We start from the raw sequence: 12639 nt of genomic DNA, 5'->3' as shown, positions 1-12639 counted from the left end.
AAAATCACACTACTTATCCACTATAAAAGTATATACCTCTTCCAACACGGCACGCTGCCCCTCGTTCTCAATCTCTATCGACACCACGTATCTTCCAGCGGGAGCCTTGCAACCAAACGCAACATTCATACGTCCTCCCCCCATAATGGTCAACGATTGCCGAAATAATTCAGCATTTTCCAGATTATCGTTTTTCACGTTCGCAATAGCATACGACAAAGGTTCTGTGCCCAACACACTTTCAATAGGCTGGGTTACCCACGGAGATTGATATTTTATCCGATTTTCAAGTTTAACGATTTCACTTTTCATCATCGCTTCACTTTCAAATCCCAATTCTTGGGCAACTTTATCAACTGTATTTTCCTGAATACTTGCAATTTGCTTCCCCAAGGCTCGATATTCAGCATAAAGATCATTATACGAAGCCTCCAATTCCGCCATTTGTCTCTCAAGTTCGTCATATTCCTCATCACTAATACCCGGGTCATACATCTGATCCTCCAAATCATATATTTGATCCATGAGGGCATCCAATTCATCTTCCATATCAGCTTCTTGGTTTTCGAGTTCCTCGATCTCCGCGAGTAAAGACGACATACCCGCATCGTAATCAGCGCTATATTTATCCAGAGTACTTTTAACGTCATAGATATGCAAACTGTCTATAGCATACGTTGCATTTTTTATGTCCAAATACCCGACTTCGACATCGTTACAAGCGAAGAAGCCCAACGAATATCCGACTAATAATATATACCATATCTTTTTCATCATCTATTAATTAAAAAGTTATTTAGATCAAAGTCATAATTCAAAGATTGTACTACTCCATTATTGGTTTGAATATTCGAGGAGGCGACTACCTCGGGCTTTGCCTCTATGCTATTCTTGATAGCGATATACAAATGGAAAGCACCCGCATGTGCCATATCTTGATATGCATCTTGCAATTTCCACAAGAAAAGTTCACCCCGCAAACTTTCGCAAACGGCTCCTTCTTCTTCCGTTAATTTTTGCCCGACAACCAACCGCCTTCCCGCGGGAATATCTTCCGTCATAATTCTTTTAGGCACGATCAAGGCTTCCAAAAGCTTTTTACAGTCAGCCGCGTTAATATCGCTTACGCGGTCATAACCTTTCTTCAGCAAATAACGACAAATAACATGATTCGTGATCCCGAAAAAAGTAATTTGCTTGTACTCACCGGTACCATCAAAAAAAGTTTTCATACCCGCGTGCTCGATCATTACCCTCGTGGAGTCCCAGTCATAACCGTCCGTGTGGAAATAATCCCACATGGAACAATCGTGTACCCCCTTTGCCAATCCCCCATCGATATATTCGTATTTCGTGCAGGAACCAAATACTATGGCTACCATGATAATTATTCCCTTGCATATATTTTTTATTGTTGATGCCATAACCAATAACTATTTTGTTTCATTAAAGTGTTTTTCTCAAAAGAATTGCGAGCGACAGGGAGGTAAAGCGCTCCTCCTTTCACGTCTGCATCAGTCAGACTCTTGTACACGGAAGACAATTCCGTCCGGAAATATCCATTTCGCACGATGTCATAATAGCGCTGCCCTTCACCAAAAAGTTCCCGTTCCCGTTCATGGAATATCTCTTTCCGTAGTTCTTCAATATCTGCAGTACCGCTACCCTCGTATCCCTCGAGTCCTGCCCTTACACGAATTGCATCCAAATCATCCTTTGCCGGCTTCGCCATATTCAACCGGGCCCGACATTCAGCCCGAAGCAAAATCAAATCCGCCAAACGCCAGACAACCCGATCCCCTTCCATTGCCAGCAAGGGAGCAATCCCTTTATTGTGTTCTATCACACTCTGATCCGTTGAATAATACGGTTCATTCCATTTATTTATAAAGGCATATTCAGAATAAGCATAAGGGACAGAATCTACTACTTCCCATGTCTCCTCGTCATAAATATACTCCCATTGAGTAACCTGTTGTCCCAAATCCTTCCAGTACTCCTTCCTCCGGGTATCCGCCTCCTCCGGGAATATCTTTTCCACGGTTGCAACCAACATTTTTTTCTGTCCGGGGTCTTCAATATCCGTGTAATTAGTTGGAGAATAAGGATAGTTAATCAATGCCTGCCCGGGGTAAATAGGATAAAAACTCACTTGTGCCGTTCGGTTCTCATCCTCGTTATTTACGGCAATACTAAAAATAGTTTCATTGCTTTTTCTAACAGGTCCTAACGTGTTCTTTACCATATCCGCCACGGTCAGTTCCAATTTATAGCCCCCTACTTTTCCATCAATCACGAGAGACGCATGCTCCTCCGCCTTTTTCCAGTATTCCTCTTTGTCGTATAATCCGCCCATCCAAGCGTAAATATTGGCAAGCAAAGTATGAACCGTCCCCAGGCTGGCGTATTGTTTAGAAGTTACGGCATCACCATGGGCATCCGTCAATTTATCATACGTGGGAAGTATTAATGCCTTCTCGGCAGCCCTTAAGGCTTGCGCGAACAAGGAATCGACAGGACTTTTGCCAACAGCCTCGGTAGATTCCGTCGGTTGAGCCAAGGGGGCATCTCCCCAGTTTTGAGCCACGTTGAAATAAGCAAATGCTTTTATAAAATTAGCCTGGGCTATCCAGTAATCAGCTCTCTCTTCCGAGATATTCTCGAAACGGAATCTATTTTCTTCAAGCATATTCGCGAGATAAATCGCCTTGTAATTCTGCGACCAACTTAACATATACATCTTGCTCATAAAACTCTGGGGATCGAGTTCCCGATAGCCTTCATTGTCCGCGAGGCTGTCACACTGCAACCCACACCATCCAAAAGGATGGACCATCGAAGAAGCACAAATATTTTTCTCGAATCCGAACATGGATATTAACGTACTTTCCAAGTCTTGCTCGCTCTTGAAGAAGTTCAGGTAAGTAACGGACTTCTCTGACTCGATATCCAACCAATCGTCACAAGCAAAAAGCGGTAAAAAGAATAAAATGATAAATATTTTTTTCATAATCTCTCTTTTTTAGAAATTAACAGTCAAACCCACAGTGAATTTCCTTGGCAACGGATAAGTCTGCAACATATCTATACCACTTGTAACATCCACCGTTTCAGGATCCAGACCAGAATAGTTCGTGATTAAAAACAAATTCTCCATCGTCAAGAAAACACGTGCACCACTGAGCCCAATCTTTTTGGCAATCCGGTCATGCAAATTGTAGCCAAGCGTCAATTGTTTCAAACGAATAAAATTCACGCTCTCGATATTTTTGTCAAATCCACCGTCAGATTGGAATCCCAGGCTAGAATAGTATTGATAGCCGGGGAAATCATAATTACCACGACCGTCCCCATTCCACATATCGTATTTCCGGACATCATTCAGCAATGGAGCTTCTGTCCCGTACGAGACACTTGCACGCTGATATTTTGCCTGATTCACGATATGGCGTCCCAAGGAATACACGAAGAAAACATTCAAATCAAGTTGTTTCCATCGAATCTCATTGGAAAAACCGCCATGGGCTAACGGGAGAGGCGTTTCCGCGTAATACCTGTCATCCTCATCAATTGTTCCGTCACTATTCAAATCCAATATCTTACGTGTGCCTTGAAAAAAGATCCCATACCCTCCATTCGTGTTCAAGGGCTTAGGCATACCGCCTTCCTTATCGATATAATACACTGGCACCTCGTTCGACGTGTTATAGAATCCGTCTGTCTTAAATACCCGGATACGATATAACGGCTTGCCCAATACATTATTTTCAAAATCATAACCATCTATCGTTTTATCCAAACGATTCCAGTTACGCGAAACATTGAACTTCATTCTCCACTTCACGGCTGTTTCCCGAAGAATATCAGCAGTAAGTTCCAACTCGACACCCTGGTTAGACGTTGCCAAGGCATTCTGCCACTGGAAAGTATGGAAATAGATATCTCCCGGAAGTTTCACGTTATTCAGTTGTCCCTTCGTGCGGCGATAATAATAATCAAGAGTAAACTTCAGCCGGTAATTCAGGAAACTCATATCCAACCCCACGTCATATTGATCGGTTTCTTCCCAGGTCAATTTCCTGTTTATCACACCGCCACTCTGATCGGGTACAATACCGACATTACCGTAAAAAGTATTCTGGCTCTGCCCCATTAATCCATGTGCCAAATAGCGTTGATTAAATTTCTGCCCCGATCTTCCCCAACTGGCACGAATCTTCCCGCTACTCAACCAGTATAGAGGTTTCACGAAAGATTCATCCGAGAATATCCAGCCGATAGCGAAGGATGGGAAAGTCGCCCAACGTACTTTCTCCCCGAACACGGAAGAACCGTCCCGGCGAACAGTGGCTTCAAACATATACCTTTCTTTATAATTATAGGTTAAACGCCCGAAATAACTATTCAAATGTTCTTCCTCGAAATCGGACGAGTAATTGAATGCCGATATCCACGCCGGGGTTTTCGAGCCCTCGTCCGCGTCGTCAACCAATCCTTGTTGGTTTCCCCAAGTACCTTGAACATAGTGAGTATAATCATTCGGTCCTTTTTGGGCGCGCCCCGAATTAGTATAATACTGGTTCTTCAGGAACGACAATCCCAATAAAACACTGAAATTATGATTTTGCTTCAAGGTAAGAGAATAATTCAATAAATTCTCGTTCTGTAAAGCGATGTTTCTGGATATCGCACCTTCCGATTTCGACCAGTGATGTCTTTCGTCATTCGTGCTCGGCTCGAATTGATTCATATTTTGTTGGCTATAATCAATTCCACCCGTGATACGCAAAGAAAGATTCTTGATAATCTCGTAATTCAGTACCATATTATAACGCGCAGAATAATCATGATTTTTCTGTTCCACGCTATTCGCCCTGCCCAGTAATTCTTCCACGACATTCCCCTTACTCGGGAGTAAAGTGGAAGTCTTCATCGGATCGACAGTCATCCCTTCAATCTTAGCTCCTCCTTTGGCTCCCCCCTTGCTTCTATTGGAATACCCCAAGGCGATCTGATTATCCACGGTCAATCGTTTCGTCGGGTGAGCCGAAATATTGGTCATCACGTTAAGACGCTCGAAATCGCTGCCATACATGATTCCTTCTTCTTTAAAATAACCGGCTCCGATCATATAAGTCACCTTATCTCCTCCACCGCTCGCCTGTATATTCACGTTATACACATTCGCAGTGTGGTAACTATACCTCCACCAGTCCGTCGAATTATTGTAAAAACTATTCAAACTATCCTGCAACACGAATGAAGTATTCGCACCACTTTGCGTCCCGTAAAACCAATCATAATAAGGTTGGTTACTTTCGTTCTTCGTGGAAAAGTTATACACTTCCCCGAAAGACGAAGGCATCCTCCAGGTTCCGTCAGCAGCCTGATAAGGAGTTCTCGTGTTACGCAATCCTTGAAGATTGTACCAACGTTCCAATTGTCCCCCGCTCTGCTCCGGCGTCCGAGGCAACCAAGACGCAGAATAAGAAGCGTTCACCATAAATTTTGCCTGTCCTGAACGCCCTTTTTTCGTGGTAATCAAGATCACCCCGTTACCCGCGCGGGAACCGTAAATAGCGGATGAGGCGGCATCTTTCAAAACCTCGATAGACTCTATCATCGAAGGATCCAAAGACGACAACGTGTTCGTTCCCGTGATGGGTGAAGTAAAAGCCTGCATCGGCACTCCGTCAACAACATACAGCGGGGTCCCGTATGCCCTGTCGGCACCCTCCGCATCCTCTCCATTGGCATCTTTCACGAAGAATGAATTGTATCCCCGGATAGCCACGATAGACCCGCCACCACCGGGAGCACCGGAAATATTATTCACTTCCACTCCTGCCATGTGTCCTTGCAGCAAACTCTCGAAACTATGCGTGGGCAATTCTTTAATATCGTCCGCTTTAATGGAAGAAATTGAACTAATCACCGTCCGCTTCTTCTGCTGCCCGTAAGCGATCACCTGTACTTCATCCAACCCGGCGACATCCTCCTTCAGGATCACCCGAATAGAATCCCGCGTACTCTCCGTGAAAGCGATTTGCTGAGACTTGAAACCCACGAACGAGAACTCCAGCGTGCCCTTTGTGATCGGCAAATGCAGTGCAAACTTACCGTTCTGGGCGGTAGCAGTACCCACGGTGGTACCCGTGAGTTTTACCGTCACGCCCGGCAGGGGTTGATTCTTCTCGTCCAGCACCACACCCGAAACCAGTAAACCCTTTTGTCCGGAAGCAGTCGTTTGCACGAACGGGCGCACAATGACCACGTTTTCCTCGATCTCGAAGCGATAATTTTCCCCGAAAACGAGGGAAAGTACCTCTTTCAAGGACTTAGCCGTCACGTTCACGGTCACCTTTTGATTCACATCGACCTCCCGGTTGCTAAAAAGGAAATCTTTACCGGTTTGTTTTCTCAATTCTTTGACGACATCCCCCAGCGGCATATCTTTCACGTGGAGAGTGACCTTGTTATCTTGGGCGTTTGCCGGCATTGCCGCCATGCACAAGCCGCAAAACAACAAAACCCAAAACGCTCTCGTCACCCGAAAAGACCGCGAACAGAAACTCCGGGGAGCCTTTTGTTGCATGGTTTGATTTTTTTCCATAACTTTGTATTAATAGTTTAACATCACTAATCCAGAATCCTACTTCGGATTAGTTTGAACAAGACGGTATCTGCGCTAACAGATGCCGTTTTTCTTTATAATGAAGCTGTCACCGTCACCGTGCGACCGGAAACCGTGAAGCAAACATCCGTCGTTTTCTCTATCATATCCAACGTCTGCCGGATAGAATTGTCTCTCCAAACCGCTCCCGTGAACTCGTAAGATTTCAACTCCTCGCTCGCCCAGAACACTTGCAAGTCGTACCACCGTTCCAATTGCAACAATATCTCTTCCAACGGCATCCTTTCAAAATAGAATCGTCCGTTAATCCACGTGATATAATCCTCCGGATTTACCTCTCGCACACGGATACCTCCCCCCCACAAAGCCGCTTGTTGCCGAGGTTGTAATACAACGGCTGTATCGGACATCATACCCGCAACCTTCACGCTCCCTTCCACCAATGTCGTGAAAATTTGCCCGTTCTCCGGATAAGCATTGATATTAAATTCCGTACCCAATACCTCTATCATAGCATCCCCGTGCACGTCCACCCGGAACGGGCGTGTCGTATCCCGTTGCACCTCAAAATATCCCTCGCCTTTCAAGAATACCTTTCTTTCCCCCGAAGCAAATACTATCGGAAAACGCAACTCGGAATCAGCATTCAATCGTACCCGACTGCCGTCATTTAACACCAGTGTGTATTCTCCTCCCCTCGGAACGATAATCGTGTGATAAGATAACTTGGGATTCTCAGCCTTCACCGTGTTGTACATCAACGTTCCCAACGTATCTACCGCTAAAGCGCTCCCATCCTCCCGCCGGATCGTGTCCACGTGAGGTTTTGACAACTCCACCTTTGTCCCCCCGTCCAGCACCAAATAAACCCTGTGCAGACCGGTAGTGTCCGCAATAGTACTCACCGCGACAAGTTTCGGCATCTGCCCATCCTCCCGGTGCAACAAAAACAATATTCCCAATGCTAACGGAAGCATCAACACGGCGGCATACCTCACGAAACGAAGCATTTTCCTCTTCCTCGTCTTTTGCCTCAAATCATCCTGTATCTTTTCCCATATCCGCTCGTGATTCGCCTCCAGTCGGGTTCCTCTCAAACGAAGCAATTCCTTTTTCACGTGGGCATATTCATCCTTTCCCAACTCCTTTCGCAGTTCATCCCACTTTACCGTTTCCCCTTTCGTAAGGAAGCGGCGTAGTATATTTTCAATATGAACAGTATTCTCTTCTTTCATTTCTTCATCTTATATCCCATTAACAAGATGAGAAGAAAAAAGGGTGAAAGAAAAAGATATTTTTTCAGAATAAAATCAAATTATATTTATCTCATCACGAAGAACACCTCTATTTCAATAGAATAGTCAAAAGTACAATCAATACTTTTCCCGGAATATTCAAATCGGAACGTAATTTTTTATACCCGAAACGCACTTGGGTCTTTACCGTGTTGATCGAAACACCCAACTGGTCAGCTACCTCCTGATACTTCAACCCTTCCACGCAACTAAGAATAAACATTTCCCGACATTTCTCCGGCAATCGGTCAATCGCTTCCAATAACTGCCGCCGCAATTCTTCCAGTTCATCGTCGTCTTCCCAACAAAATTCATCCTCGTCGGAATGTAAAACCGCCTGCCGATATTTTTCCTCCACTCGCTCACGCACTTTCTGGTTAATGCATATATTTCTTACCGTTCGTTGAAGATAACCGTAAATCGACTCCGAGTAAGACAACTTCTCCCGCATCGTCCAAAAACGCACGAAAGCCTCCTGCACCAAATCTTCCGCCACGTCCTGATCCCGGCAAAAACCCATGGCATAAGCATACAACATATCCACGTACGTTTTAAAAAAATACTCAAACGCACATTTATCACCTTGCTGCATTCGTGAAAAATAATCCCGTTCCTTCTCTACTGTACTCATTTACGCCAATTTTGGAAGGCAAATGTAACAATAATAAGCAAATCACGAAACACATTTCCAAATATAAATACCAATCAACATGTCAAAGAACTTCTCCAATACAAAGATACTACCCGCCTGACCCTTTCTCCAACCATTTTTCATAAAGAGCCCACGTGTTTTCATAAACACCCCTGTTCAAGACATGAACACACCTTCAAGCTACCGATGTCCCGCACAGAATCCGGCCTAATCAGTACACACGCCTACACCACACCCTGAACATTCCCGCATCAAAAACACTCCCAAGCGCCTTTGATGCGGGAGTGATTCGAAAGTGATACGTGTTTGACACGGGAATTCCACGGGTTCTCTTCGGATTCTATCCGAATCCTAATATACCACATAACCCCGCAACCACCTATCAACTAACCGAAAAGAAAAATCCCGAACATAAAGGTCATCTTTCCCCTAAAGTAGGCTCCTTCATTCGATGTTCTACCGTTATTGATCCGCCATAGATATACCCCGAAGCATCTCTACACTGTGTATACAACAAACGCACAACCACATTACAACTCAAGTATTACCCATTTACATCACGACATTAGGCGGAATAAACCAAATGTAAATCAAAAGTTTACTTCACCACCCGGAAAATTCATATCCAAGAATTTTCTATTTTCAATAATTTATCTATATTTGCATCCGCAAACGGGGAATTAGCTCAGTTGGCTAGAGCGTTTGAATGGCATTCAAAAGGTCGTCGGTTCGATTCCGATATTCTCCACGAACAGTGCTTAAGTTATTGGTAATCAATAAATTACACTTTGAGCGATGTTTTCTAATTTTTCTGTTCTCTTTTTAGGTTTTGGAATGACATTAAAAAAAACAGGAAAAAATGAAAATAAGGATTGCTAAAAAAACAAGTTGATTGAATCCCAAAAATAGAACGAGGAATCAAAGTGTGTAAAACCAAAGAAGAAAAATACACTCTTGCCGAAAGATTAATCAAAAAAAATTACAACTAAATTAAAAATTCCCGTTTCTTATCTATTACTTAGATTGTAAATTCCGTTCTCCCGTTTTCGTGTCAAACATCCATTTCAAGCACTTCATATCCTTTTTCCATTCCGGCTCTATCTCTATCGACGCACAATCCAAACATCTCAACAACACGTTTCCTCTACCCGCATTCCCGATCAACCTCTTCCTAATCTTCTTCGCCATAACCTGCAATTGTTCGTAACTCTCGAACTTATCTTCCGGCGAAGTCGACAATACTCCAACACGAACAAAAGCACCGTGTTATTATCTCCCATGCTATCCTCGGTACAACCTGACGGGTACACTGCCGCCAAGATCACACATAATACGATAACTGAATACCAAAAGCGATAAATAAAAAGTGGGGCAGGTCACCATCACGGCCCTACCCCTATAAACTGAAATTTTCAAAAAAAATTGTCACGGAAATTGTAACAATACCTTTATATGTAACGTATGCCCTTACTTGTAAAGAGCCTCCGGTCTCTTTTCTTAAATCGTTTGCTCGATGAAATAAAAAAAGAACGCTAATAGCATACCGGAGGCTAACCCTTCTTATGCAACTAGCGTTCTTTATTTCATTCGAGCACTACAAATATAAGTATTAATCCTTTCGGTTGTAACAAATTGTTGTTATTTTTTTCTACTTTATCGTAAACCACTGTAATAAAATGACATCCTAAAATCAAGAATCAGAGTTCATCCATTATCTTCCAATCAAAGTCACCATAGCCTAACTATACACAAAATTCCATATCATAATAAAAGCATCAACTTCCAACAATGGAATCATGAAAATTAACAATCGTAACAGAAACAAATGATACAAACATCTTTTCTCGGAATTATTATATCCTCGGGTATCGCGGTAATGACGCAAGATAACACCATTTTGTCGTAAATTAAGCCGCACAGCATATAATTGAGAATATTCTTATCTTGTTTTCAAATTTAATTCTTATATTTGTGACTTCATAAGCCATGATTTTTTTGGTTTAGTTAAACGCCGATCCTCGCACGGGAGAAACCCACACACAATACTTTTCAGTTTCTCCCGTGCATTCTTTTAATATAATACATAACTCCTCACGCATCTGCTTCCCAATCACCCGTATAGACATATCGACTTGTCTGAATCTAAAATTGGCACAGAATATGCTGCAATTATTTCCCGTAAAACCTAAAACAACAACAAAATGGAAGTTATTGCAGCACGTTCGATGAACGCTCTCTACATGTATCTGGACTTCGCTTTCCTACTTTTCTTGGGTGCAACCCTTGTTTACACCAAAAGACACCTTGCCATTATCGTGGGGTTACTTGCCGGAGTGCTCTATTTTATAGTCGATTATGGCTATTTCTACCTTTATTTGGGTACCCGTTCGGTAGAAGGAGCTGCTCCCTTTTGGTTTTTGCTCTGGTTAAGCATGAGTTACGGTTTCACGAACTTCGTGTGGATCTGGCTTTGGCTCGACCGGGATAAAAGGGCTCTCGAATGGTCGATACTCATCATCGCCTCATGGTTCACCTGCTCGCTTCTCAGCCAGAACTTCGGGGGCGGGTTCGCCCCGATATCCATATCGCGGGGAACCGGAGCGTATCACGGTATTATGGCATTAATCCTATTTGTCGGCTACGCCATACTCTGCATACATAATATAAAGACCAAAGACGAAAGCCAAAAAATCAACATCGTCTGGATACTCGCCATTGGCATTCTAGTGCAATTCGCGTGGGAGTTCGTGCTTCTGGTAACGGGTATACGCAATCCCAGCTTCATGACCATTGTAGTAAATTCACTTCTGGAAACCAATCTCGGTTTACCCTACATGTACTTTATCCATCGGGCTGTAAACAAACGTTACCATGAAGATCTGACGAAAAGAACAAATACGCTTGCCGCGTAAAATACAATTTCGTAATTTAGCCAAAAATAAACGAACGAAGTTATGGCACAGGAGAGCACGGAGGAGAACCGGAAACTAACAAAGAAAATCAGGCCTTACAAGATCATATACCCCATCGTCATCGGTTTGGCGGTGGTATCCTACATGCTATACCGGGAATTCGACCCGAAAGCATTCGACATGATCACCTTCACGTGGAACACCGTGTTCTGGCTGTTCGTGGCTGTGCTCTGCATGGCAATCCGGGATTTCGGGTACGTGGTACGAATCAAAGTACTTTCGGGCGATAAACTCACGTGGGTACAATCACTCCGCGTCATCTTCCTGTGGGAATTTACCTCGGCGGTCACCCCCTCTGCCATCGGGGGAACCAGCCTCGCCATCCTCTTCGTGCACAAGGAAGGTATCGGTGTCGGGAAAAGCTCGGCAATGGTCATGGCAACCTCCTTTCTCGACGAACTGTACTTTATCATCATGTTCCCGATCATCCTTTTATGCGTGAACCACCAAGCCTTGTGGTATATGCCCGACACGACCAAGGCGGTCGCAGACAGTTTGATCGCTTTCGCGGCCATCGGTTACGGGGTGAAATTAGCCTACCTCCTCATATTGAGTTACGGGTTATTCAAAAATCCCCGGGGCCTCAAATGGTTGATCATGAAATTATTCAAATGGCGGATTCTTCGCAAATGGCGTCACGATGCCAACGAGGCGGGAACCGACATTATTCGTAATTCCCGTGAATTGCGGAAGATGCCCTTCTCCTTCTGGTTAAAAACCTTCGGGGCTACATTCTTCTCGTGGACTGCCCGTTACTGGGTTGTGAACGCCATTCTTGTAGCTTTTTGGTTCGGACGCTATGATTGGGCGCAACATTTTCTTATCTTTGCACGACAACTTGTCATGTGGATCATGATGTTGGTCAGCCCTACACCGGGAGGTAGTGGTTTCGCGGAATTTGTTTTCTCCAAGTATCTCGGGGAATTTCTACCGAGCGCAGGAGTTGCCATCGCGATGGCCATTCTCTGGAGACTCATCAGCTACTACCCTTACCTGTTTATAGGAGCGTTTATCGTACCCAAGTGGGTTGCCCGCAGTTTCGGGAAATCCGCCAAGCAAACGAAAAAATAAACAATTAAAGAGGAG

General features: G+C 44.0%; 9 protein-coding genes and 1 tRNA gene. 3 read left to right on the top strand and 7 right to left on the bottom strand.

Annotation, left to right across the window (positions count from 1 at the left end; all coding sequences use genetic code 11):
• Nucleotides 1-9: 9 nt before the first annotated feature.
• The 6 genes from L0M98_RS10025 to L0M98_RS10000 all read right to left on the bottom strand — a co-directional run bounded on the left by L0M98_RS10025 (nucleotide 10) and on the right by L0M98_RS10000 (nucleotide 8560).
• Nucleotides 10-777, bottom strand: a complete 768-nt coding sequence (locus tag L0M98_RS10025) for a hypothetical protein (protein ID WP_099290910.1) — start codon at nucleotides 775-777, stop codon at nucleotides 10-12.
• Nucleotides 774-1424, bottom strand: a complete 651-nt coding sequence (locus L0M98_RS10020; protein WP_141560896.1) for a hypothetical protein — start codon at nucleotides 1422-1424, stop codon at nucleotides 774-776. Before L0M98_RS10020 ends, L0M98_RS10025 begins: the two co-directional genes overlap by 4 nt.
• Nucleotides 1409-3010, bottom strand: coding sequence for a RagB/SusD family nutrient uptake outer membrane protein (locus L0M98_RS10015; protein ID WP_099290912.1), 1602 nt, complete (start codon nucleotides 3008-3010; stop codon nucleotides 1409-1411). The genes L0M98_RS10020 and L0M98_RS10015 overlap by 16 nt, the downstream gene beginning before the upstream one ends.
• Nucleotides 3011-3022: 12 nt before the next feature.
• A complete protein-coding gene (locus tag L0M98_RS10010; RefSeq protein WP_099290913.1) occupies nucleotides 3023-6613 on the bottom strand; it encodes a SusC/RagA family TonB-linked outer membrane protein in 3591 nt (1196 codons plus the stop codon).
• A 95-nt stretch (nucleotides 6614-6708) separates the two neighbouring features.
• On the bottom strand, nucleotides 6709-7869 hold the full coding sequence (locus L0M98_RS10005; protein ID WP_227215728.1) for a FecR family protein: 1161 nt from the start codon (nucleotides 7867-7869) through the stop codon (nucleotides 6709-6711).
• 109 nt (nucleotides 7870-7978) lie between these two features.
• Entirely contained in the window at nucleotides 7979-8560 is a 582-nt protein-coding gene (locus tag L0M98_RS10000; protein WP_099290915.1) for an RNA polymerase sigma factor, read from the bottom strand.
• A 695-nt stretch (nucleotides 8561-9255) separates the two neighbouring features.
• On the opposite strand from L0M98_RS10000, the gene L0M98_RS09995 reads away from it, so the two are divergent.
• Nucleotides 9256-9329 (top strand) — tRNA-Ala (locus L0M98_RS09995).
• A gap of 266 nt (nucleotides 9330-9595) precedes the next feature.
• Here L0M98_RS09995 and L0M98_RS09990 read toward each other — a convergent pair.
• Nucleotides 9596-9769 carry a hypothetical protein gene (locus tag L0M98_RS09990; RefSeq protein ID WP_176554956.1) on the bottom strand — a complete coding sequence of 58 codons (174 nt, stop codon included), beginning with the start codon at nucleotides 9767-9769 and terminating at the stop codon, nucleotides 9596-9598.
• Nucleotides 9770-10782: 1013 nt separating this feature from the next.
• Between L0M98_RS09990 and L0M98_RS09985 the strand changes: the two genes are divergently transcribed.
• Nucleotides 10783-11493, top strand: coding sequence for a hypothetical protein (locus tag L0M98_RS09985; RefSeq protein WP_227215729.1), 711 nt, complete (start codon nucleotides 10783-10785; stop codon nucleotides 11491-11493).
• 42 nt (nucleotides 11494-11535) lie between these two features.
• Nucleotides 11536-12624, top strand: a complete 1089-nt coding sequence (locus L0M98_RS09980) for a lysylphosphatidylglycerol synthase transmembrane domain-containing protein (protein WP_227215730.1) — start codon at nucleotides 11536-11538, stop codon at nucleotides 12622-12624.
• Nucleotides 12625-12639 lie beyond the last annotated feature (15 nt).

This window comes from Butyricimonas sp. DFI.6.44, from assembly GCF_022132345.1.
Taxonomy (GTDB): domain Bacteria; phylum Bacteroidota; class Bacteroidia; order Bacteroidales; family Marinifilaceae; genus Butyricimonas; species Butyricimonas muris.
The sequence above is the reverse complement of the archived record's forward strand: the minus strand, read 5'-3'. Positions and strand labels throughout refer to the sequence as shown.